The organism is Paenibacillus sp. NRS-1782, assembly GCF_050467685.1.
Classification (GTDB): domain Bacteria; phylum Bacillota; class Bacilli; order Paenibacillales; family Paenibacillaceae; genus Paenibacillus; species Paenibacillus terrae_A.
The window spans coordinates 40,728-64,922 of record NZ_JBITPH010000051.1 but is presented as its reverse complement, the minus strand read 5'-3'; the positions used below and the strand labels follow the sequence as shown (position 1 = coordinate 64,922).

The window sequence follows — 24,195 nt, the reverse complement described above, 5'->3', positions numbered from 1 at the left end:
AGTACGGATGAAACCCGCCCTTTAAGCGAAAGATGTGAGTGTATTAATCCATCTTTCGTAAGGGCGGGATGCACATGTTCCAGCATGTATTCGCAGAAATGAACAGCATGTTAGATGATATCGTGAAGCATTACCCATCAGCCCAGGGCTCCCGCAGGCAGGAGTTGCTACAGCACTGGAGTTTGCTGCGGAGAATGAGTGATGGAATTATGGATGAATGGCTGGCCTTTGAGGAAAAAATGGTTCGCCTGCGGGCTGCCGGTTTTTCCACAGAGTCTTGTATGTCTGGCACGGAGCTATCTGAAAAGGCACTGCCTGAAAAGGAGCTGCCAGCCTTTACTCGGGGTCAAGGGTATTACCAACTGCTCATGTATCCTGAGGCCATCTGTCAGTTTGAACAGGTGCTACAGCATTTTCCGAACAGCTGGCAGAGCCGTATGTATATGGGGATGGCGTATTTTCAACTGGAGGATACAGCGGAGGCTGTGAGCCAATTTCAGAAGGTGCTGCACCTGACAGAGCAGTCCGGGCTGAAAGCGGTCATCTATAATGCTCTGGGCTGTCTTATGGCGAAGCAGGCTGATGTAGAGGAGGCGCAAAAATGTTTTGCTCTCGCGCATCAGTTCGATCCTGCATTGCTCGAGCCGCTGCACAATATGGAGGCCTGTTTGTCTGGTGCCGAAATGCTTCGGTACGACAGCTCCATGATGACCTGGCTGTAGTTGTCAGACTTCCGATTGAGACGAGGCATGCCCACCTTCACAGGCGGTGTGTGCATCGTCTTTTTTGGCTGCCTTAATTTCCAAACAGGCGATCTTCTGATATGCTGTTATACAGAGTTATTATTTTTGTATGTGTCAAAAGAAAGGATTAAGCCCGAATGAAATTTGCGGTATTGGATTTTGAAACGACAGGCACCCAGTCCGCGGATGACATCATTCAAGTCGGACTTGCAATTATAGATCATGATAACAGCATTTCCCGTGTTTACGGTTCTTATGTGAACCCTGGCAGATCCATTCCGCCTTTTATTACCGGGTTGACCGGGATTACAGACGATGACGTCAAGGAGGCTCCTGCCCTTGAAGAGATGATGATGGAGCTTGTGCCTATGCTGGACGATGTCGTGCTGGTCGGTCATAATGTGGCGTTTGATTTTAATTTTTTGCAAAACGCTTTGGATCGGTGCGGGTACTTGCCGTTTACTGGAAGAATTTTGGATACGATGGATTTTCTGAAAATCATGTTTCCATCGCTATCTTCCTATCAGTTGGGTTTTGTTTCTTCTGAGTTCGGGCTGGCGCATGACCGACCTCATCAGGCAGACAGCGATGCGTTGGCTACGGCTGAAGTGTTTTTAAAATGTCTGGATGAGCTTCACGCGCTGCCTTTGATTACGATACAGCGGCTCAGCGATTTGTTCGCGGAGGAAGACAGTGACCTCGGATGGTTTTTGGACGGGGTGCGTGAAGACAAAGAGCATGATCCTATTCAGGATTTGGAAGGTCATCAGTTTTTTCGTCAGCTTGCGCTGAAGGTAGAGGATTGGACGGAGCTAAATGCCCCTCGCAGAGAGGACGATCCCAATCCGCTGGCAGGCGTTTCCTTTGAGGAATACATGGATGATGTGCGAGACAATTTACGTTCATCCTTGAGCCAATATGAGGAACGCGAAGCGCAGACGCAAATGATTGAGGGTGTCAATCAGGCGCTGAGTGAGGACAAGCACCTGTTGATCGAGGCGGGTACGGGGACAGGCAAGTCCCTCGGTTATTTGCTCCCTTCGCTATATCACAGTGTGAAAAATGGACAGCGAGTCATGGTTAGTACGCATACGATCAACCTGCAGGAGCAATTACGCGAGCGTGATATTCCGATGCTGACCAAGGTGATCCCTTTCCCGTTCCGGGCTGCCATTTTTAAGGGCCGGGGACATTATTTGTGTCTGCGTAAGTTTGAACATAAAATAAACAGAAGAGACTTCGCAACGCCGAAGGAAGATTTAATTACAGCGGCCCAGATGATTGTCTGGCTGACGTTAACAGAAACCGGTGATGATGAAGAATTGAATCTGAGCAATCGTGGCGGAGATTTTTGGGAAACGGTGGCCAGTGATTCAGAGTCCTGTCTTGGTCGTTCTTGTCCATGGTTTCGCAAATGCTTTTATCATCGTGCGCGCCACGAGGCGGGAATAGCCGATGTGGTCATTACGAATCATTCCAAGCTTTTTACGGACGTAAAAGCGAGTCATCAGCTGTTGCCGAGCTATGAGCATCTGGTCATTGATGAAGCGCATCATCTGGAGGAAGTCGCTGGTAAGCACCTGGGCATGCATATGAAATATTTCACACTCGTGCATACGCTGACCCGGTTGTTCAAGGACAGCAAGAACGGACAATTGCCTTCGCTGCGTCAGCAGTTGGCAAAGTCGGGGCATGAGAAATCGACCGATTGGGCTTCTACCATTGACCAACTGTATCCGCTCGTGCTGGAGGTCAAGGAGACTTGGGATCTGCTGAGCGACAAGCTGTTTGGCATGCTGCCGGAGCGAAGTGATGCGACACCGGGCGAAACAGGGCAGTTTTCTTCCCGTCTCAAGCCGTCGGCCAAGCCTGCCAAGTGGGATCAGGCTGCTGCGCTGGAAAATCAGCTTTATGTAACGATGAGCGAAATTTTGCGCAGGGGCGACAAGCTGATGCTCGATGTGAAGGAAGAACATGACGATTATGCGGCTGACAGCCTCATTACAGATATTACGGGGCTGCTTAAGGATTTGGCAGGCATTAGGGAAAGCTTGCGCTTTTTCATGCGGATGGATGATGAGACGACCGTATATTGGCTCGAAGCGAGCGGACAGTTCCGCAGCAAGTCGCTACAATTTTATGCGGTGCCCGTCGATGTGAGCCGCCAGCTGAAAGAAATGTTTTTTGACAAGAAAAGGAGCATTATTCTGACGTCTGCTACCTTGTCGGTGGATAAGTCGTTTCAGTACATGACCGATCAGCTCGGCTTGCAGGAGGCCGCAGATCAAGGGCGGCTGATGACTACGCAGCTCCCGTCACCCTTTAACTACAGGGATCAGGTGTTGCTAGTCATTCCAAGGGATTTCCCGAGCGTGAAGGGCAGTGTAGGAGATGAGCATTTTGTAGATATGCTCGTCAGCTCGCTAGGTGCGACTGCCCAAGCGACGCGGGGGAGAATGCTCGTTCTCTTTACCTCCTATCGCATGCTCCGGCAGGTGTATGAGCCGCTTAAGGAGGCGTTAGCATCCAGTGACATCACCGTGCTGGGGCAGGGCGTGGACAGTGGGAGTCGCAGCAAGCTGACCCGACGTTTTCAGGAAGCTAAAGCTTCTGTGTTGCTGGGAACCAGCAGCTTTTGGGAAGGCGTCGATATTCCGGGCAAGGCGCTGACGTGTCTGGCTATCGTCCGCTTGCCGTTCCAACCGCCCAATCACCCGCTGCTGGAGGCTAAAAGTGAGCTGCTCCAGCAGCAGAAGAAAAATCCTTTTATGAAGCTGTCTGTTCCACAGGCTGTCATTCGCTTCAAACAGGGATTTGGACGTTTGGTACGTACCGCGAGCGACCACGGGGTTGTTATCGTTTATGATACGCGTGTGATCGAATCCTATTACGGGAAGCACTTTTTGTACTCGTTACCGGGACCAAAAATGGAGCATATGCCGACGGAGCAAATGGTGCCCCGTATCGCCGAGTGGCTCCAATCCGCCCCGGAGACAGAGGTATAACGGACGGACATCTATATATATCCGTTACAATTAGGGGGAGCATGTATGAAATCAGATAAAATTTCAGAGGCTGTCGTACGGAGGTTACCCGTATATTTACGTTATCTGAATGCACTGCACAAACGGGAGGTGGCTACGGTCTCTTCCCAGGAGTTAGGACAAAGACTGGATTTGAATCCGGCTCAAATTCGTAAGGATCTAGCGTATTTTGGAGATTTTGGCCGTAAGGGTATCGGCTATGATGTTACTTATCTTATCGAGAAAATACGCCATATCCTGAAAATCGATCAGCAAATTAACGTGGTATTGGTCGGAGCAGGTAATCTGGGGCAAGCCCTTTCGAATTATAATGCTTATTTAAAAGACAATATGAAAATTGTAGCAGTATTTGATGCTGTGCCAGATAAGGTCGGAACCAAGATCAATACGCTGGTCGTACAGCCAATGGATGAACTGGAAGCGACCGTGAAGGAACAAAACATTCGGATCGGGATTATTACCGTACCGGATTTTGAAGCTCAGAACGTGGCTGACAGGCTCATAAATAGCGGGATTGGAGCGATTTTGAACTTTGCCCCGACCACTCTCAAAGCACCAGCAAATATTCGAATACATGTCACAGATTTTACAACAGATTTGTTAAGCCTCGCTTATTATTTGGAAGACGGAAAGGAAGATATGCAACATGATGGAAAATAAATGGATGATTAAGAACGGCTCTTTTGCCGTGAACAGACCGGAAGCGGGGGTAATCCACGGCTATATGATCGTGGAGGACAGCCGCATTACCTATATTGGCGAGACTTTGCCAGCGGGTGAGGAAGAGACGGAAGCAATTGATGGTAACGGGCTGCTGTTTTTACCTGGCCTGATTAATACACATGGTCATGCGGCGATGTCTCTGCTGCGCGGGCATGGGGACGATCTGGCTCTTCAAGTATGGCTTCAGGAAAAAATGTGGCCGATGGAAGCCAAGTTTACGTCTACGGATGTGTACTGGGGTACGTCCTTGTCCGTGCTGGAAATGCTGAAAGGTGGTACAACCACCTTTTTGGACATGTATGATCATATGGACGAGGTGGCTCGTGTAGCTGAAGAGTCCGGCATTCGTGCCAGTCTGATGCGTGGAACGATTGGATTATGTTCGGAGGAAGAGCAGCGGATCAAGCTGGCTGAGGCTGTGAATTTTGCGCGTAATTGGCATGGAAAAGCAGACGGTCGCATTACGACTATGATGTCTCCGCATGCGCCGTATACGTGTCCGCCTGCGTTTATCGAAAAATTCGTGCAGGCTGCGCATGAGTTGGACTTACCGTTGCATACGCATATGTCCGAAACGATTGCCGAAGTAGAGCAAAACGTACGCGACTACGGCTTGCGCCCGGTTGCGCATTTGGATAAGCTCGGCTTTTTCTCCCGTCCATCGCTTGTTGCCCATGCTGTTCATTTGAATGACGAAGAAATAGCTTTGTTGGCTGAACGTGGTGTAGCGGTTTCGCATAATCCGGGCAGCAACTTGAAGCTGGCGAGCGGTGTGGCAAGAGTGCCTGATCTGCTCCGTGCAGGCGTTACTGTCTCTCTCGGAACAGACGGTCCCGCCAGTAACAATAACCTGGATATGTTCGAGGAAATGCGTCTGGCTGCACTCATTCACAAGGGAGTATCTGGCGACCCAACCGCAGTTCCTGCGGGTGAGGCGTTGCGTCTAGCAACGGAGTACGGAGCGAAGTCGATTGGCTTGAATGAGGTAGGGGCGCTGGCAGCAGGCAACAAGGCTGACTTTATCGCGCTTGATCTCAATCAGGCTCATTTCTTGCCGCGTACGGATCTCATTTCCCATGCGGTATACTCTGCAAGCGCCAAAGACGTAGCCCATGTATGGGTTAACGGTCGTCAGGTTGTGAAAAACGGTGAGTGCCTGACTATGGATGAGGAACGTATCAAGCATGAGGCACAAGCCGCCTTTGAAGGGCTGCTGTCGCGCTAATTCAGGTGTCACATCCCCTTAGAGAGGAAGCACAGGTTTGAAAAATAAGAAAAAATGGATAGTGGTCGCCATTCTGGCCGTCATACTGATCCTGGTCAGCATTTTCTGGTATTATTCCTATGTTACTCAAGACCAGGTGACTGAGAGAAATGCCGCTATCGTAAAGGCCAAACAATCGGGTGGTCTGGTTACCACGACTCAGACGTGGAAGTCGGTGTGGGATCAGGTATACTGGGTAGTTCAAGGGAAAAATGCTCAGAATGAAAATATTATGGTGTGGGTCCCTTTTCAAAAAGTGGAGGGTCAACCTAATGTGCCTGTCGCAGATAATAGCAGTGTTCATACCGAGCTACTGAAAAACGGAGTCGACGAGCAAAAAATGACAGCCATGATCCAGCAACAGCTTCCAGGTATAGATATTGTAAGACTTGAGCCGAGTGTGTTTAACGGTCAATATGTGTGGCAGTTGTTTTACGATGACGGCAGTCATCATTACTATACCTTTTATCGCTTCTCGGATGGGGGAGCGATGGGGATAAAGTATATTTTGCCTAATTATTAGAGTGCTGTGGGGAGTGGCTGATGGTGGTTTGGGAGTGCTAGGAGCGCTGCGTAGTCCATTTGATCTTACGATCGCTGTTGCTTCTTCAGATTCAATGGCTCATTCCGCTGGCTGACCGCCATGATGCCACTCCAAGCACCACTCTTTTCATTAGAGCTGGTGTAAGAAGGCACGGACGCCGCTGCGTTTATCTCCGTTTTGGGTTTTACACGCTAAAAAGACGTAAATACGATGGAATTTCGTATTTACGTCTTTTTAGCTAACACCCCTCGCGAAGCTTGGCTGCAAGCCAGCGAAGCATCTTTGCCTACCTACCCAACTGCCCTCCTAGGGCAAAATTCATCTTTATGACTGTGCAGCAGCGGAGTGGAGTGGAGGATTTGAATCTGGAGAAGCGATAGCGTTCGCCTTTGTCATGGGATTCTAACCGTTAAATGTTTTATATAATCAAAAGAATCCCATGGCAACAGCGATCGTAAGATCAAATCATTCACGGAGCGTCTCACCATAACCAAGGATTTTGCCTACCCCCAACTCCCCCACACATTGCCTTCGATATTAGATATACGTTATGATATACTATAATTTATAAGTGATAGACAAAAATGATAGAAAAAGACCTGCTGATCACTATAGATCATGCAGTCTGGTTTATGTGTTGACATTCGTCCCGTGTCTTCTGTGTTTTACATTTTGAGAGGAGGATGTTATTTGAAATTACGTGCAGTTCCTATCGTTGTTGCGGCGGTTCTGGCAGCATCGCTGTTGTTCGGAGGGTGGTTCATTTACCGTCAGGTTACAATGCAGAGTCCTCTGGAAAAACTGGTTTCCCAATATCCCGGCGTCACAAGCGCTCAAATAGATATTAAACCGGATCAGGTTGTTTTGAATCTGGATCTCAAACCGCAGGCAGATGTCGCCGGATTAGTCAATGTATTTAAGCAAAAAGGACAGTCCATCATTGGCAGCCGTACAGTTAAGCTGGAAATTGCGGATCATTCCAATCCAGCGTTGAACCAGTGGTGGTCTGAGGCCATGTTTCCGGTAGCTGAAGCGATGGAGAATAAAAAATACACTCAAATTTCATCTACCGTTGAGCAGATGAAAAAGAAAAAAACCGGTATCGAGGCCGATACCGATATGGATTCAAACAACGTCTATATCCGACTCAGCGAAGGCAAAGCGACCAAGTTTATCGTTTTGCCACGTCAATCTCAGCAAATGGGGGTATGGCCTAATGCCTAGATGGATCAAGGAAACACTAATCGGCATTGTGCCGGTCACCATTATATTTCTCATTTTTATCGGGGTGAATATTATCCCTTTTCTTATCGTAGGTTTGATGCTCAGCGGCTTGTTAATGCTCATGCATGCACGTGGAGGCTTGGCTGTAGGGGCCGGGCAAGAACGTAAACGTAAAAAGAATGGCCCGGACAAGCTGACTTTTGAGGAAATTGGCGGGCAAGAAAGCGCCAAGCAGGAGCTGCGTGAAGCGCTGGATTTTTTGAATCGTCATGATGAAATTTCCAAGTTTGGCATTCGTCCATTAAAAGGTGTTTTGCTTACAGGCCCTCCGGGGACCGGGAAAACACTGATGGCAAAGGCAGCTGCGCACTATACCAATTCTGTATTTGTTGCCGCTTCAGGCAGTGAGTTTGTTGAAATGTACGTAGGTGTTGGTGCAGGCCGTGTCCGTGAGCTGTTTCGGGAGGCTCGTACTCGTGCAGCCAAGGAAAAGAAGGAAAATGCTATTATATTTATTGATGAGATCGACGTGATTGGCGGCAAGCGTGAGGGTGGACAGCAACGTGAATATGACCAAACCTTGAATCAGTTGCTGACTGAAATGGATGGCATCTATTCAGTAGATACTCCGCGCATTTTGATCATTGCGGCTACAAACCGTAAAGAAATGCTGGACAGCGCCCTAACGCGTCCGGGGCGTTTTGACCGTCATATTCAAGTGGACTTGCCAGATAAGAAGGGCCGTCTTCATATTCTTAAAATCCATGCCAAAAACAAACCGATTCAGGAAGATGCGAATCTGGACAAAATTGCTGAGGAATCCTACGGGTTTTCCGGTGCACAGCTGGAAAGTGTTATGAACGAAGCGGCAATCTATGCGATGAGACAGGAACAGGAAACGATTGCGCAAAAGCATCTGTCGATGGCGATTGACAAGGTGATGATGGGTGAGAAAACGGATCGTGAATCAACGCTGGAAGAGAAAAAACGTGTAGCGATTCATGAACTGGGACATGCTATTATGGCTGAAATCGTTCGTCCGGGCAGTGTCAGCCAGGTAGCGCTCAGCCCGCGTGGGAAAGCGCTCGGCTATGTGCGGCACAATCCACAGCAAGAGCATTATTTGTATACCAAGCAGTTTCTGGAGGAGCAGATCATGATCTCGCTCGCAGGAGCTACGGCGGAAGAAATGTACTATGGCGGTCGCAGTACAGGCTCTAGCAACGATTTTGAGCAGGCGCTGAACATTGTTCATACGATGATGACTTCCGGTTTGACTTCACTTGGCATTATTAACATGGAAATGGTAACGAAAGAAGAGCTCATGCGCGAAAATGGTGAGATTATGGACGACCTCCATAACCGTACTTTGGAGCTGCTCGAAAAGCATCGTCCAGTGTTCGACAACTCTCTTGACATCCTTATGAAGGAAGAAACCCTGTCCGGGGATCAATTTAGATGTCAATTTAGTGAAAATGCTCTATTACCAGCATAATTTTTTGTGCTGGTTATTTTTTTTTACTTTTAGTCCGTGCTAAGATATTATTAGCTATTGGGACATAAACATGTATTTTTCGACAAAGAAGGATACAATATAAGAGAGTGACTAGGAAAGGGTGGAGTAAAGAACCATGCAATTTAAAAAAATCGGCGTCATCGGCGGCGGCACCATGGGACAGGGTATTTCTGAAATGCTCGCGTCCAAAGGAATTGATGTGCTGCTGGTAGAGCAGACACCAGAGAAACTAGACTACGCCTACAATATGATTGAAACGAGTCTGGACAAGCAACTGGAAAAATGGGCAATCACACAAGCGGAGAAAAAATTGATTTTATCCCGCATCCAGAAAGTTTCCCATTTGGCTGAACTTGGAAGCTGTGACATGGTCATTGAAACCATTACAGAAAATCTGGACGAGAAGAAAGCTATTTTCCAAGAATTGGACTATGTGTGTCCAAACAACATTATTCTTGCAAGTAATACATCCACGCTGAGCCTGACCGAGCTTGCCAGCTCGACCAAGTATCCTGAGCGTGTTATTGGTATGCACTTTATCTATCCAGTATCCCGCATTGATCTTGTGGAAATTATTCGTGGCTTGAAAACTTCGGACGATACGTTTGAAAACACAAAAATGTTTGTTGAAGAAGTAGTGGAGAAAAAAGGGGTAATGATTTATGAATCCCCGGGCTTTGTAACAAGCCGTATCATTTGCCTGCTGATTAATGAAGCAGCTCACGTTCTTCAAGAGGGCGTAGCTTCCGCTGAAGATATCGACGATGCTATGCGAATCGGCTACAGCTTCCAAAACGGTCCTTTGGAAATGGCTGACCGCTTTGGTCTGGATTCCGTTTTGGCTGCTCTGGAGCGCATGTTCCGTGAATTCGGCGAATTGAAATATCGTCCGTCCATCGTCCTGAAGAAAATGGTGCGTGCAGGTAATCTGGGCGTGAAATCGGGCGAAGGCTTCTTTAAGTACGACAAGGATGGTGACCGGGTATGAAAATTCTCGTAATTAATGCAGGGAGTTCTTCCCTGAAATACCAGCTGTATGATATGACGGACGAGTCCGTTCTGGCAAAAGGTTTGGTCGAGCGCATAGGTATGGATTCATCCATCCTGACGCATAAGCCAACCAACAAAGAAGAATACACTGAGGTTAGCGAAATTCTGGAGCATACTACAGCGATCCGTAAAGTGCTGAATGCACTTACAGATTCGGAACATGGTGTAATCTCCAGCACTAGCGAAATTCAGGCTGTGGGACATCGCGTTGTTCATGGAGGCGAAATCTTCAAGCAGTCAGCGGTTGTAACGCCTGAAGCGAAGAGTGAAATCCGCCGCTTGTTCGACCTTGCGCCATTGCATAACCCGGCTTCCATGATGGGGATTAAAGCGGCTGAATTGAATATGTCGGATGTTCCGCAGGTTGTTGTATTTGATACCTCATTCCATCAAACGATGCCTGAAAAAGCTTATATGTACGCCATTCCAAGAGTGTTGTACAATAAGTACAAGGTTCGTCGCTACGGCGCACACGGTACTTCCCATGATTATGTAAGCAAGGAAGCTGCCAAATTCGTCGGTCGTCCTTTGGAAGAGTTGAAAATTATCACTTGTCATATCGGTAACGGCGGTAGTGTAACAGCGGTTCAAGGCGGTTTGTCCGTAGATACTTCCATGGGTATGACTCCACTGGAAGGACTTATGATGGGGACACGTAGTGGTGATTTGGACCCAGCAATCGTGCCTTATGTGATGAACAAGCAAGAATTGACCGTCAATGAAGTCAATTCCATGCTGAATAAGCACAGTGGACTTTTAGCTATCTCCGGTATCAGCAGTGATATGCGTGAAATCACGGAAGGTATGGAAAAAGGCGAAGCTAATTCTACATTGGCATTTGAAATGTATGAATACCGTCTGCGCAAATACATTGGTTCATATGCCGCAGCAATGAATGGGGTAGATCTGATCGTATTCACGGCAGGTGTAGGCGAAAACTCCGTCGTTCTGCGTAAGAGAGTGTTGGAGCAACTGACATTCCTCGGTATCGAGCTGGATGAATCGTTGAATGCTATTCGTTCTGGCGAGCCTCGCCGGATTACAACAGCAAATTCGAAGGTTGATGTATTGATCGTTCCGACGAACGAAGAACTGGTTATTGCCCGCGACACGTACCGTCTGGTTCAGTAGTTCGACCCGAAGTTTAAACTTTATACATACGGGCTATCACTTAAATAGGTTCCGTATGTACCAAACAGCGAGAGCAAACAGCCTGACCCAGGGGGAAGGGCTGTTTGATTTTCGGTTAAGAGGAGAGAGACGGTCATGACGAATAAAAGTACGATTGCCCTAGTGGGCCGCCATGTAGGGGAAACGGTTACAATCGGCGCTTGGGTAAATAATAAACGATCAAGCGGTAAAATCCAGTTCCTGCAACTGCGCGATGGTACCGGATATATTCAAGGGGTTATCGTGAAAAGCGAGGTGTCCGAGGACATTTGGAATGATGCCAAATCCTTGACACAAGAAAGCTCTTTGTATGTTACCGGAGTTGTGCGCGAAGAACCGCGTAGCCAATCCGGCTTTGAATTAACGGTAACGGGCATCGAAATCATTCATTTGACAGAAAACTACCCGATCACGCCAAAAGAACACGGTGTAGATTTCCTGATGGATCACCGTCACCTGTGGTTGCGTTCCGCCAAGCAACGCGCGGTTCTGATCGTACGGGCGGAAATTATCCGTGCGGTACAGGAATTTTTTAACGGCAATGGCTTCACAAAGGTGGACCCGCCAATTTTGACTCCTTCTTCCGCAGAAGGCACAACAGAGCTGTTCCATATCAAATATTTTGACGAGGATGCTTATCTGACACAAAGCGGACAGTTGTATATGGAAGCGGCAGCCATGGCGCTTGGCAAGGTATACTCGTTTGGTCCTACCTTCCGTGCGGAAAAGTCTAAAACACGTCGTCACCTGATTGAGTTCTGGATGATCGAGCCGGAGATGGCTTTTGTAGATCATGAGGAATCTTTGCGCGTACAGGAGCAGTTTGTGAGTCATATCGTACAATCAGTGCTGAAAAATTGTGCAAAAGAGCTTGAAACGATTGGACGCGATGTTTCGAAGCTGGAGCCAATTCAGGGAGAATTCCCGCGCATTACGTATGATGAGGCGATTGCTTTCCTTCAAGGAGAAGGATTCGATATCCCTTGGGGCGAGGACTTTGGCGCTCCGCATGAAACGGCTATTGCTGAGAGATACAACAAGCCAGTGTTCATTACACATTGGCCGACTCACATTAAGGCATTTTATATGAAGCCTGATCCAACTCGTCCAGAGGTTGTATTGTGCGCCGATATGATCGCTCCTGAAGGCTACGGCGAAATTATCGGGGGTTCCCAACGGATTGATGATCCATCCTTGATGGAAGAACGTTTTGACGAGCATAACCTGGCGCGTGAAGCTTACCAATGGTATATGGATCTGCGCACCTACGGCACCGTTCCGCATTCCGGCTTTGGACTGGGACTGGAGCGTACGGTAGCATGGATTTGTGGGCTCGATCATGTACGTGAAACGATTCCGTTCCCACGTATGCTGTATCGTCTGTATCCGTAAGCGATGACCGGTTCATTCGACAAGACATCATCGGCAGAGTGGGCAGAGGGAGTAGCCTTTGCTATGGAAGCTGGAATGGTCCAGATTCCCTACGCCCTGCTCAAGCATTACCGGACGCTTCGGCTGACGGACGGCGAAATGCTCCTGCTTATGCAGTTGCTTGCTTTTAAACAAGCCGAGCGCAATGAATTTCCAACCTGGGAGCAATTGCAGACTCGCATGGGATGCACAGCGAACGAAATTGCGCTCCATTTTAGCAAGCTAATGAAGGAAGGCTTTCTGCGGATTGATACCGTGGAAGATCGCAGCTCATCCGTACAATTTGAACGCTACAATCTAACGGGGCTGTACCGTAAGCTGGCGGAATGTATGATACCCGAGCGCACAGAGCAGAACGATGAAGATGATATTTTGTTTGCCGGGAAACCGGATGTGCTGAATGGAATATCGGAATCTCCGCCTACGGAGGAGCGGAATTTGTTCACGATTTTCGAGAAGGAATTCGGCCGACCGTTGTCACCGATGGAATATGAGACGATCACTAGTTGGGTGGATCAGGATCGTTATCCCGAGGAGCTGATTTTGCTGGCCTTGAAGGAAGCGGTGTTTGCAGGGAAGGTGCATTTCCGTTATATTGACCGCATTTTGCTGGAATGGAGCCGCAACCGTGTCCGTAATGCACAGGATGCAAAGGAATACGCTCAGCGTTTCCGTGGGAGCGGACGCAGCTAAAGTGATAGACTGAGGTTTTCAGGCAGCAGAAAGATTTATACGCTTGGTTAAAGTAACTATAAGCTAAACGTATGTAAGTAAAATATTCCAGCATACAGCAGCTTTAGCGATAGAGGACACGCCACTCCAACAGGAGGGTGTGTCCTTTTTAAATATTTTTTTCGAAATATGCAGGGGGAGTAAATTCTCCGGCGTCTATAGTATTGGGAAGGGGGAGAGCGTCATTGATATAGAGAGAATCATTGAACGAATACGGTCTGGTGACCGGCAGGCGTTCCGTGAGATGGTAGAGCTGTACAGCAAGCATGTGTATCATGTGGCCTATTCGGTGCTGCATGATAGCAAAGAAGCGGAAGATGCCGCGCAGGAAGCGTTCGTTCAGGTGTATAAGTCTCTCTCCCAGTACCGGAACGAAGGTTTTAAAACGTGGCTGACCCGAATTGCGCTCCACAAGGCGCTGGATATCAAGCGCAAACAGGACAGACGGCCCGCAGAGCTTATAGATGTGACAGAAACCCTCGTACAGCTCCCTTCCCGGGATGAGGATGTGCTGGTCCGTCTGATCCGCGAAGAGCGAAATGTGGAATTATCGCAAAAAATCGCCCAGCTGCCCCAGCAGCATCAGGATATTATTAAGGCCTATTATATGCAGGGCAAAACCTACGATCAAATTGCAGAAGAGACGCAAGTAGCTTTAAAAACAGTAGAGTCCAGACTCTACCGGGCACGGCAGTGGATTCGAAATCACTGGAAGGAGGAGGAATGGCAATGACTGACCAACATGATAAACCTTGGACTAAAGGACAGAGGAATGACTGGCACGCTTATATTACAGGAACTTGCACGACAGAGGAATCCGTACGGCTGGAAAAGCTTTTGCTGGAAGATGAGCAGGCGCTGGGTTTATATCTTGTTGCACTGGAGCAGTTGGAGTCGACATTGGAAGATTGTTCTGCCTGGATGGATACGGAGCGCTTCACAGATCAGGTAATGGCTGCTCTTCCCAATAAGGAAGCAGAAGCGAGCCAAGCCATTGTCAAAAAGCGTCGTTGGTTTGAAAAGCCTGTATTTCACTACGTAGTTGCGGCAAGCTTGACGCTAATTCTACTGTCTAGCGGTGCTTTTGACAAAATGATGCCGCAAACCAGTGGTAAGCCCGTTCCTCCAAAAAAACGCGTCTCCTACAGTGAAGAGGTCATGCGGGCTACGACAAGCTGGCTCGACAAATTAAAGCCCTAAAATCAATGAAAGTGGCAGATAAAAAGGTTTAAATTCAAACCTTAAGATGAGAATTTTATCAATATCGCAAGATTAGAAAGGAAGTGTAGCGGTGCCTTATACGGAACGAAGCAAGCTCCTGGCATTTCTGTTGAACATGATTCCCGGTGTGGGACACTATTACTGGACCAGAAAAGCCAATGCGTTTGTATACACCATTTTGTTTTTTGGATGTTTGGCTGGAGGATTATTTTTTTCGGTAGTTTCAAGAGACGAGTTGCCTATATTGGGCAGTATGCTTGTTGCTGCCCTCTTCTGGGGGCTGAGTATGCTGCATATCATTATTAGCTTGTTGCGTTATGACCCTCGTGCAGTCGCTACTCCGTATCCCCCTCATGCAGGCCCCAATCCATATGGTTTTTACCCCCAAGGTACGCCTTATGGAGATGGAGGCTTGGCGGGCGAGGCTCCGGAGGGAGCGCGGAACGCGGATACGGATATACCAGGAGCAGGAGCGGATTTTGATGCAGGTTATCATCAATATGCGCAGGGACACTACGGATTGGCAGGTTCGCCTGCTTTTCAAAAAGGCTCGGACAATGAACGCTTTTTCACCATATTGCTATCGTTCATCCCGGGATTGGGACACCTTCATCTAGGGCTGATGCAGCGTGGTCTGTCTTTTCTGATGTCCTTCTTTGGCTTTGGAGCGATTCTCGTTTTTATTTCCAGCATCACAAACGAATCGGGATTTATGGCGTTTGCGGGCGTGTTGCCGATCATATGGTTGTATTGTATGTTTGATGCAGTGCAGCATGTACATCGTAAACATGCGGGAGAAATCCTTCAGGATCGGACTTTGTTTGAAGAACTGGAGCATGGAAGAGTCGAGGGGCGGCGAAGCAAAATGCTGGCTACCATTTTATCGGTATTTCCCGGGGCGGGACATATGTATATCGGTCTGCAAAAACGGGGTCTTCAGCTCATGCTTCTGTTCTTAGGCGGTATTTATGTGCTGGATGTGCTGCAATTGTCTCTCTTTTTGTTCCTGATTCCGGTGGTCTGGTTCTATAGCTTTTTTGATGCATTGCAGCAAATAAGCCGCTATGGACGGGAACCGTTGATTGACAAGCCTGTGATCGATATGTTTGCTCAATATCACCGCTGGGTAGGCTTGGGGTTGCTATTGCTGGGTGCCTATTACATCTTGATCAACGTACTTGTTCCTACTCTGGATCGCCTGTTTCCGAACGGAGAGATTTATAATTTGGTTGACATGTATCTACGGACGATTATCGTATCCTTATTGTTGATTGGCGGTGGTATTTGGATGATGATCGGTAATTCCAAATCTAAACGGGTAAAGGAGAAACAATAGGATGGATACTGAGTTTTCAAAGAGTGAGGCTCCCTTTAAGGGAGTCCATCATCCTCATGGTGATGCAGGAGGCTCCACAGGCATATTGGGTACATCATCCAACAAAAGCAGCTCCTCCAAAGCACCAAACGCCCCGGAAGGGGTATGGAAGGTTGGAAGGCTGTCGATGGGACTTTTTCTGGTCTTGTTGGGAGGGGTAACGTTTGCCTCCAAGTTTTGGGGAGCAGGCATATTGGATCAGGCGTTGACGTGGTGGCCTGTCGTTTTTGTTTTGCTGGGACTCGAAATTTTAATGTATACGGCGTGGAAAGGGACACGTGAGCGCATCCGTTATGATTTGTTCAGTATGTTTATTACAGCAGTCTTGGTTTTTTGTTGTATCGGATTTGCTTTGGTCAGTTCACTGGGACTTACTTCGCAAGTCAGGGATATGATGAGCTCGGTTCAGGAAACAAGGGTCCTTCCTGATTGGCATGAAAAACTGCCTGTCGGAGTGACCAAGGTGATCGTGCAGGGTGAAAATCCCTATGCGGTCAAAATTGACGCAACCACCTCACCAGAGGTGCATGTGTTCGGAAGTTATGTCTATACAGGCAACGAGGATGAATTAAAAGGACAGGAGCTGTATCAAACTAAGCATATCGGAGATACGCTGTATGTGCTACTGAGCCAAATCCCGACACGTTTTATGCAGCCTCAGCATCAGCTCGACGTTACAATTGCTGTACCCGAGGGGATTACGGTTACCGTGCGCGATAATCAGGGAAATGTAATTGAAAAATAGGAGGGAAAAACAATGATATCGTTAAATCCTGATACACTTACAGGGCGTGAAAATTATAAGCTGTTAAGCGGAAGCATTATCCCAAGGCCAGTCGCCTTTGTGACCACACTGAGCAATGAAGGGGTGCTGAATGGTGCGCCGTTCAGTTATTTTTCCATCGTAGCTTCCGAGCCGCCGCTTCTGTCTGTGTCCGTGCAACGTGTCGATGGGGTGTCCAAGGATACAGCACGTAATGCGATGGAGCAAAAAGCCTTTGTCGTTCATATTACGGATGAGGACAATGTGGGCGCGGTGAATGTGACGGCTTCCCGTCTGTCGCCGGAGGAAAGTGAAATCACACTAGCCGGACTTACGCCGATAAAAAGCACAAAAATTGTGGTTCCTGGCGTGGTTGAAGCGAAAATACGCATGGAATGTGTCCTGGAGCAGGCGATACCGCTGGGGGGCACAGAGGGCGCACCTGCCTGCGATCTGCTGATCGGGCGCGTGGTGCAGTATCATTTGTCCGAGGAAGCGTATCAAAATACATACATAATCGCCAAGGAGCTGCGTCCGGTGAGTCGTTTGGCCGGCAATGATTATGCAAAGCTCGGAGAGCAATTTAAGCTGGAGCGTCCCCAATAGGGGACGTTGCTTTTTACAGCATAAAGGGTTACGATTATAAAAAAATAGCACGGGAGCCTGCGGAAGCAAGCTGAGAGTACGACTAATCTGTCGTAGACCGTATGAACCTGTTGGATAATGCCAGCGCAGGGACCTTAGTGTAGGAACACTCTGCTTTTGCATAGTGTTTTTTTGTTGTTCTATACACTTGAGCATGTGCATGCTGAAAACCATAGCTCTCGGCTGGAAAGAAGCGCAGGCTCCTGTCATCAAAGGAGCAGGGTTCGCTTGATATTGAAATTCATTTTACTTTATACCAAAAATCAGATTCAGAATGAGCGGCAGAATTGGAAGCGGCAAGACGTTGTCAGGGGGGCGCAGCTATGACTCATACGGTGTACAAAGCGTTAACCATTGCAGGCTCGGACAGCGGAGGGGGTGCAGGCATACAGGCTGATTTAAAAACCTTTCAGGAGCTGGGCGTGTACGGCATGTCTGCCCTGACGGGAGTTACTGCTCAAAATACACGCGGTGTACAAGCTGTTCATCCTGTCCCTGTTGCCATGGTAGAGGCTCAATTACAGTCCATAGGTACGGATTTACCCCCTGATGCCGTTAAAACGGGTATGCTCGTGGGGGCTGAGGTCATTCGTCAGGTGGCCGCGCAAATTCGCCAGTTTCGGTGGCCTAATGTTGTCGTAGACCCGGTAATGATCGCCAAGGGCGGAACTTCTCTACTTCAAGATGAGGCAGTGGAAACGCTAAAATCGTATTTATTACCTTTGGCAAAGGTAGTCACCCCGAATTTTCCGGAAGCGGAGGCGTTGACTGGACTAGTTCTCTCTAGTCGCGAGAATGCGAAGGAAGCGGCTCGAATGCTGGCTGATTTAGGGAGCGGCTACGTGATCATCAAGGGAGGACACAGCGCGGAAGCGGATCGGTCGGTGGATTTGTTGTTCGACGGGCGCAATTTTACCGAACTGGACGGCCCCCGAATTCATACCCCGCATACCCATGGAACGGGATGCACCTTTTCAGCGGCGCTGGCGGCTGGATTGGCGGCAGGACGAAGTGTACCCGAGGCGGCGCAGACGGCCAAGGCTTTTATACAGGCGGCGATTGAGCAGGGCTTGGGTATCGGCTGTGGGCATGGACCAACGAACCATTGGGCATGGAACGCACGCTGGACAGGAGAAGGGGCGTCTGTATGGAGCAGGGCCATGAGGGAGGAACAAAGCGATGCCAAGAGTTGATATAGGGCGTATGCGGGAGCATCTGCGTCTTTATTTGGTCATGGGCAGTGTGAATTGCGACCGTGATCCGCTGATGGTTTTGGAGGAAGCGTTGCAGGGAGGTGTGACCCTTTTTCAATTGCGTGAAAAGGGTGTGGACTGTCTGACGGGAAGTCGCTTGCACGAATTTGCCCAAGCCGCCGGGAGGCTGTGTCATCAGTATGATGTTCCATTTCTCGTCAATGATGATGTCGAGCTTGCCTTGGCTGTGGATGCAGACGGCGTCCATCTCGGACAAGATGACGAGCCTACAGACCACGTGCGCTCTCGAATGGGCGACAAAATCATCGGCGTATCGGTACACAGCTTAACGGAAGCGGAGCAGGCGGTACGCGCTGGCGCTGATTATGTGGGCGCAGGGCCGATGTTCCCGACTCGTTCCAAGCTGGATGCACATCCTGTGCAGGGACCGGAGCTGGTCCGCAGGCTACGTGCAGGTGGTGCAAGCCTTCCGCTGGTAGGCATTGGCGGCATTACGGTGGACAACGCAACAAACGTCCTACAGGCAGGAGCAGATGGCATAGCAGTCATTTCAGCCATCTCATGGGCAGAAGCCCCACGTGAAGCTGCACAAAGTCTGAAAAGCATCCTGAAATGATCAAATGGGTTCAATAATGATACAAAGGCAGTCGGGACTTTTGTTTCACGTCCAAGGCTGCTCTTCTATTAATAAAAAGAGAACGCTCCCCTGCTTTCGCTGGGGCTACGTTCTCTGCATTCAATTTGCACTTTTCAATTAATGCAGGCGCGCATGTAGTAAGTTATTCTTCATAACTAAGGTCTCAGCAGCAGGGAGCGGTATGTCGCTTCAAACAAAAATTCAAACGCCTCCAGATGCTTTTTAGCCTCAAACACATCACGCCCCCACGCATAAATGCCGTGGTTACGCAGTAAAATTCCCGGCACCTGATCATTCAGCACACCTGGCACCAGCTTGGAAATCGCAGCAATATCCGCGTAATTTGGCAGTACGGGAATGTCAATCGCTGCATTTTCCTCCCAAATGTTAAAAGCCTTAATGAGTTCAATGCCTTGCACAGGTACAGAGCCTTGTTCCCCGTAGTATTCGGAAATGAGATTGTTGAACACCGTATGGACATGGAAAACGGCTCCGCAGCCTATCAGGCGGTAAATTTCACAATGAATCAGCGTTTCGGCGCTTGGCTTGAGGTTTGTGGCTTCTGCCGCTTTTCCGTGCTGGTCTACGAACAGAAAATCTTCCGGTGTCCGCTTGGTTTTATCCTTGCCGCTGGCAGTAACTGCAAAATAAAATTGTTCAGGATGAAATTCCCCGATCCGTATCGACAAATTGCCGCTCGTGCCGGGGAACCAGTTGCGAGATGCGAATAGCTCCTTGACATCAGCGAGTTCTTCCAGTGCGCGGCGTTTTTCTTCCAACGTAATGTCTGCCAAGCTATAGCTCATTTACAGCACCCCTTGCTCCTGTTTTTGCTTTAAATCCTTAATAATGTCGTCAAATGTTTCAAAGGGCACATGTGCTACGCCCAGCTCCTGACACTTTAAAGTCAGGTGCGAACGGGAGTACACAAGGTCGGCAATTTTGGCTCCTTCAAAATCCGTCAGGCTGTCCCCGATCAAAATTCGTTCGTACTGTTCGGCAGGGTATTGGCGAATCACGGTTGTTTTGCACATGCCGCAGTCGTTCGTACATGGCTCCTGACATGGATGCGGCCACGTAATCTCAATATGATTCCCTGAGAAATGGGCACCATTGCAGTAAACGTGATCCTGTGGAATGTCGAAAGGCTCCAGCAGAGGGTCAATAAAGAAATCAATACCGCCGCTGGTGACTAAAAATTCAATATCCTGTTCCCGTACATAGTCCAAAAAACGGGCAAAGCCCTCGCGTATACCAGCTTGTCCAAGTACATAAGAGATGATTTCATCTTTTTGCGTGGAGGGCATCAGAGCGAACATGGCGCCTACGCCTTCACGAATAGACGTGTGTCCGTTCACGATATCATGCATGATAGCCTCACAGCCGGCAGGCTGAAAATGCTTCATTATGGCGACAATATTGTCGCTGTTCGTAATTGTCCCGTCAAAATCGCAAAAAATGACGGGCTTCTTCGCTGTATTCATCGTTCCCCTCCCCACGTATCGAGCGCGGATTGCAGCTCCGGGTGCGTGCGGGCGTATTCCGCCAGCGGCACAGCCTGACGCACAGCTTCAATCGCCTGCACAAAGGCGCGTCCGCCAGCTTCGGTGCCGAGCGGATGGCCGTGAATGCCGCCCCCGGCGTTAACGACAACATCTGTGCCAAAATCACGCACAATTAACGGCACCAGGCCGGGGTGAATCCCTGCGGATGGCACAGGCATGCTGGCCTTTAGCGGCAGATCAGGGGTGATCAGCTCATCGCGGATCGCCATGTTTTCCTCACGTGGCATCGTAACCGAGCCGTAAGGAGAAGGGAAGAGCACGAGGTCGGCTCCTGCCAGTCGCATGAGCTGACCGAGCAGCACCGATGCCGAAATACCATAATGCGGTGACGGATAAGCAGCACCCGCCAACGAAGGGTGGGCTGCAATCGGCACCGAGATAGCGGGATCACTGCTTAGTTCATGCAGCACATCGTAGCCATAGGCCAGCACGTTGAACAGCAGGGCATTTGCGCCTGCGTCGATGGCCTTGAGGGCTTGCGCTTTGAGCTGCGAGGTTGGTCCAGTTAAATTAGCTGCATACAGCAGCTTTTTACCGGTTTCACGCTCAGCCGCTTCGGCGGCTTTGATGCAGGCTGCGACGCGTTTTTCAATCGGCGTCAGCGCATTTTCAAACAAAATCTCGTCGTCCTTGATCAGATCGACGCCGCCCAGGGCTTGTCGGGTAAACTGCTCGCTCAGCTCGTCCAGATTAAGACCAATCACTGACTTGAAAATGCTCATTAGCAGTGGACGGTCATATACGCCGAGCTGCTCACGCAAGCCGCTGATGCCAAATTTAGGCCCCAGAAAAGCGGAACGGAATGCTTCCGAGAAGCTCAGCTTCGTCAGCTTGATACGGCCGTCCATCGAAATTTTGCCGAAGACCGTCACCAGCAGTGCGGGAATGTCCCGGCTGAAATTTACATCCGGGTAAGCAATAGTCAGGTCGGCATATCGTTCACCGGGCCCTCCATCGTGAACATCCACAGCTTGAACCGAGCCGAGATGCTTTTGCATCGCGTCCCGCTTGGCTTGCGGCAGCTCAGTCCAGCTGCCCACCGTCATGCCGATGGCAATGGATTGTGCCTTTTTATTAAAATCTGCTTTGTCATCATATACTCGGTAGGTCGCTAAGCAATAGCTCATTCAATTCCCTCCTTTAGTACCGCTCCCATCTCACGGGATCGTTCAGTACAACGTTGTACCGCCGCAATGACCGTTTCGTAGAAATCGCCTTTGTCCAGCCTTTCCAACGCGGCTACCGTCGACCCGTTGGGCGACATGATTTTGTGGCGCAGGGCAGAAGGCTCCTCCCCGGTTTGTTGTACCATGCGTGCCGCTCCAAGTGCCGTTTGCACTGTCAGTTCGTGCGCTTGCTCAGGAGTCAAGCCACCACGGATTCCCCCGGCAATCATGGCTTCCATCAAGTAGTAAACATAGGCAGGGCCGCTCCCGGAAATCCCGGTCAATACATCCATTTTCTCTTCTTCTATAACCGTCACCGTACCCACAGATTCGAATATCGTAAGCACGTTTTTACGCTGGTCTTCGCTAATCTCCTTGGAAAAGCTGATGCCTGTGGCTCCCAAGCCAATCGAACTGGATGTGTTCGGCATCGTCCGGGCGATGGGCTGCTTGCGGCCAAGCAACGTCTGCATCGTACGAATGGATAGTCCGGCGATCACCGAAATGATCAACTGCCCATCTGACAGGAGCGGACCGAGCTGTCCAAGGGCTTGTGCAGCATCCTTGGGCTTCATGGCAAGCACAATCACGGGAGAACGGCGCAGCAGCTCGATTTTGGCGGCATCCTCGGTTTGGAACAACACCCCATATTGCTGTTGAAGTTCCTCCAGGCGTGCCTGATTGCTGCGGTTGATGACCGTAATACCGCCACGTTTGACAACGGAACGGGACATCATCCCGCGGATAATAGCCTCTGCCATCGAGCCTGCTCCGAAAAACGTAATTTGCTCTTGAATTAAAGCCTTTGTTTGTGATTCACACATGGTTTCATAACCTCCAAGGATACGGATTGATAAATGATATTATTCCCTGATTTGTCCAGTACCGTACACACGATATTTGGTTGAAGTTAGCGCAGGCAGTCCCATTGGACCGCGGGCATGTAATTTTTGCGTACTGATCCCGATCTCGGCACCAAATCCGAACTCAAAGCCATCCGTGAAGCGGGTGGAGGCATTGTGATACACGGCTGCCGCGTCCACTTCTTGCAGAAAACGTTCGGCATGGGCTTCATCTGCGGTCACAATACACTCCGAGTGCATCGTACCGTACCGGGCAATATGCTCCAGTACTTCGTCCAAATGGTCTACGACCTTGATGTTCATAATGTAATCATTATACTCGGTGCCATAATCCTCATCCGTGGCTGGAACAGCCCAGGGAACCAATGCCCGTGTCCGTGCGCAGCCACGCAGCTCGACTCCGGCCTCACGAAAACGTTCTGCCAAGCTCGTCAGATGTGCTTCTGCATAATCCGAGTGAACGAGCAGTGTTTCCATGGAGTTACATACCGACGGTCTTTGCACCTTGGCGTTCAGTGTGATCGCCTCAGCCATCTGTGTATCTGCCGTAGCATCCAAATAGGTGTGGCACACGCCAGCTCCGGTTTCAATGACAGGCACAGTGGAATTTTGAACAACATTTTGAATAAGTGAGCGCCCGCCGCGTGGAATGATCACATCCAGCAAACCGTTCAGCGTGAGCATTTCGTTGACAGAGGCACGGTCTGAATCTTCAATGAGCTGAAGCGCATCGCGCGGTACAGCAGTGGTGTCCAACGCCTGTTGGAGAACTTCAATGATTTTGCGGTTGGAAAACAGGGCAGCCGAGCCACCACGAAGCACAACCGGATTTCCTGTTTTCAGACACAGGCCCGCAGCATCCACCGTCACATTCGGACGCGCTTCATAGATGATCCCGATGACACCTATCGGCACACGTATTTTCTCAATCCGCAGACCGTTTGGACGCTCGATATGCTCCAGCGTGTCACCGACCGGATCAGGCAGCTCCACAATTTGGCGTAAGCCTTCGGCGATGGCCCCGATACGGTCCTCGGTCAGCTTGAGGCGGTCGAGCAGCGATTCAGACGTTCCCAGTTCCCGACCACGCTCTAAGTCGTTTTTGTTCGCTGCAATCAGCTCTTCCGTATGATGTACCAGTGCTTCAGCCATGGCGAGCAGCGCTTCATTTTTTTGTGCTGTCGTCAGTCGGTTCATGACCCCGGCGCTTTTTTTGGCCAGCGTCGCTTTGGTCCGTACCTCACTGAACTGGCTTTCATCTGTTGTGGCTGTGTTCGTCGTTAATTCACTCATGTTACGGCCTCC

At 49.4% G+C, this 24,195-nt stretch carries 23 protein-coding genes; 18 read left to right on the top strand and 5 right to left on the bottom strand.

Annotated features, from left to right (window positions below):
* Positions 1–74: 74 nt before the first annotated feature.
* From ACIFQM_RS19855 to thiE, 18 genes are all read left to right on the top strand, one after another.
* Positions 75–722: a tetratricopeptide repeat protein gene (locus ACIFQM_RS19855; protein ID WP_430042829.1), complete on the top strand. Its 648-nt coding sequence runs from the start codon at positions 75–77 to the stop codon at positions 720–722.
* A 158-nt stretch (positions 723–880) separates the two neighbouring features.
* Complete coding sequence (gene dinG / locus ACIFQM_RS19850; RefSeq protein ID WP_430042831.1) at positions 881–3,748, top strand: ATP-dependent DNA helicase DinG; 2,868 nt, start codon at positions 881–883, stop codon at positions 3,746–3,748.
* Between the two features lie 45 nt (positions 3,749–3,793).
* Positions 3,794–4,447, top strand: coding sequence for a redox-sensing transcriptional repressor Rex (locus tag ACIFQM_RS19845; RefSeq protein WP_430042832.1), 654 nt, complete (start codon positions 3,794–3,796; stop codon positions 4,445–4,447).
* Positions 4,434–5,735 carry an amidohydrolase gene (locus ACIFQM_RS19840; RefSeq protein ID WP_430042834.1) on the top strand — a complete coding sequence of 434 codons (1,302 nt, stop codon included), beginning with the start codon at positions 4,434–4,436 and terminating at the stop codon, positions 5,733–5,735. The genes ACIFQM_RS19845 and ACIFQM_RS19840 overlap by 14 nt, the downstream gene beginning before the upstream one ends.
* Before the next feature lie 37 nt (positions 5,736–5,772).
* Entirely contained in the window at positions 5,773–6,297 is a 525-nt protein-coding gene (locus ACIFQM_RS19835; RefSeq protein WP_430042837.1) for a DUF5590 domain-containing protein, read from the top strand.
* Between the two features lie 711 nt (positions 6,298–7,008).
* Complete coding sequence (locus ACIFQM_RS19830; protein ID WP_430042838.1) at positions 7,009–7,542, top strand: hypothetical protein; 534 nt, start codon at positions 7,009–7,011, stop codon at positions 7,540–7,542.
* Entirely contained in the window at positions 7,535–9,037 is a 1,503-nt protein-coding gene (locus ACIFQM_RS19825; RefSeq protein WP_430042839.1) for an AAA family ATPase, read from the top strand. The genes ACIFQM_RS19830 and ACIFQM_RS19825 overlap by 8 nt, the downstream gene beginning before the upstream one ends.
* Positions 9,038–9,173: 136 nt before the next feature.
* The gene (locus ACIFQM_RS19820; protein ID WP_430042840.1) at positions 9,174–10,046 is read left to right on the top strand and encodes a 3-hydroxyacyl-CoA dehydrogenase family protein; all 873 of its coding nucleotides are present in this window, start codon (positions 9,174–9,176) and stop codon (positions 10,044–10,046) included.
* Positions 10,043–11,239 carry an acetate/propionate family kinase gene (locus tag ACIFQM_RS19815; RefSeq protein ID WP_430042842.1) on the top strand — a complete coding sequence of 399 codons (1,197 nt, stop codon included), beginning with the start codon at positions 10,043–10,045 and terminating at the stop codon, positions 11,237–11,239. Before ACIFQM_RS19820 ends, ACIFQM_RS19815 begins: the two co-directional genes overlap by 4 nt.
* Before the next feature lie 135 nt (positions 11,240–11,374).
* Positions 11,375–12,670, top strand: a complete 1,296-nt coding sequence (gene asnS, locus ACIFQM_RS19810; RefSeq protein WP_430042844.1) for an asparagine--tRNA ligase — start codon at positions 11,375–11,377, stop codon at positions 12,668–12,670.
* 3 nt (positions 12,671–12,673) lie between these two features.
* Entirely contained in the window at positions 12,674–13,402 is a 729-nt protein-coding gene (locus tag ACIFQM_RS19805) for a DnaD domain protein (protein WP_430042846.1), read from the top strand.
* A gap of 139 nt (positions 13,403–13,541) precedes the next feature.
* Entirely contained in the window at positions 13,542–14,174 is a 633-nt protein-coding gene (locus tag ACIFQM_RS19800; RefSeq protein WP_430042847.1) for an RNA polymerase sigma factor, read from the top strand.
* Positions 14,171–14,641: a hypothetical protein gene (locus ACIFQM_RS19795; protein ID WP_430042849.1), complete on the top strand. Its 471-nt coding sequence runs from the start codon at positions 14,171–14,173 to the stop codon at positions 14,639–14,641. The genes ACIFQM_RS19800 and ACIFQM_RS19795 overlap by 4 nt, the downstream gene beginning before the upstream one ends.
* Positions 14,642–14,732: 91 nt before the next feature.
* Positions 14,733–15,998 carry a multi-tm2 domain protein gene (locus ACIFQM_RS19790; protein ID WP_430042850.1) on the top strand — a complete coding sequence of 422 codons (1,266 nt, stop codon included), beginning with the start codon at positions 14,733–14,735 and terminating at the stop codon, positions 15,996–15,998.
* A 1-nt stretch (position 15,999) separates the two neighbouring features.
* On the top strand, positions 16,000–16,782 hold the full coding sequence (locus ACIFQM_RS19785; protein ID WP_430042852.1) for a hypothetical protein: 783 nt from the start codon (positions 16,000–16,002) through the stop codon (positions 16,780–16,782).
* 12 nt (positions 16,783–16,794) lie between these two features.
* Positions 16,795–17,406, top strand: a complete 612-nt coding sequence (locus ACIFQM_RS19780) for a flavin reductase family protein (protein ID WP_430042854.1) — start codon at positions 16,795–16,797, stop codon at positions 17,404–17,406.
* 362 nt (positions 17,407–17,768) lie between these two features.
* Complete coding sequence (gene thiD / locus ACIFQM_RS19775) at positions 17,769–18,638, top strand: bifunctional hydroxymethylpyrimidine kinase/phosphomethylpyrimidine kinase (protein WP_430042856.1); 870 nt, start codon at positions 17,769–17,771, stop codon at positions 18,636–18,638.
* Positions 18,625–19,275, top strand: coding sequence for a thiamine phosphate synthase (gene thiE, locus ACIFQM_RS19770; RefSeq protein WP_430042858.1), 651 nt, complete (start codon positions 18,625–18,627; stop codon positions 19,273–19,275). The genes thiD and thiE overlap by 14 nt, the downstream gene beginning before the upstream one ends.
* 176 nt (positions 19,276–19,451) lie before the next feature.
* On the opposite strand, the gene mtnB is transcribed toward thiE, so the two are convergent.
* Genes mtnB through ACIFQM_RS19745 form a run of 5 tightly spaced genes read right to left on the bottom strand, consistent with a single transcriptional unit; the run spans position 19,452 to position 24,183 of the window.
* Positions 19,452–20,102, bottom strand: a complete 651-nt coding sequence (gene mtnB / locus ACIFQM_RS19765; protein ID WP_430042860.1) for a methylthioribulose 1-phosphate dehydratase — start codon at positions 20,100–20,102, stop codon at positions 19,452–19,454.
* Positions 20,103–20,780 carry a 2-hydroxy-3-keto-5-methylthiopentenyl-1-phosphate phosphatase gene (locus tag ACIFQM_RS19760; RefSeq protein ID WP_430042863.1) on the bottom strand — a complete coding sequence of 226 codons (678 nt, stop codon included), beginning with the start codon at positions 20,778–20,780 and terminating at the stop codon, positions 20,103–20,105.
* Positions 20,777–21,988, bottom strand: a complete 1,212-nt coding sequence (locus tag ACIFQM_RS19755; RefSeq protein WP_430042865.1) for a 2,3-diketo-5-methylthiopentyl-1-phosphate enolase — start codon at positions 21,986–21,988, stop codon at positions 20,777–20,779. Before ACIFQM_RS19755 ends, ACIFQM_RS19760 begins: the two co-directional genes overlap by 4 nt.
* Positions 21,985–22,851 (bottom strand): pyrroline-5-carboxylate reductase, encoded by an 867-nt coding sequence (gene proC, locus ACIFQM_RS19750; protein WP_430042867.1) that lies wholly within the window; start codon positions 22,849–22,851, stop codon positions 21,985–21,987. Before proC ends, ACIFQM_RS19755 begins: the two co-directional genes overlap by 4 nt.
* 39 nt (positions 22,852–22,890) lie before the next feature.
* Positions 22,891–24,183, bottom strand: a complete 1,293-nt coding sequence (locus ACIFQM_RS19745) for a glutamate-5-semialdehyde dehydrogenase (protein ID WP_430042869.1) — start codon at positions 24,181–24,183, stop codon at positions 22,891–22,893.
* Between the last annotated feature and the right edge of the window lie 12 nt (positions 24,184–24,195).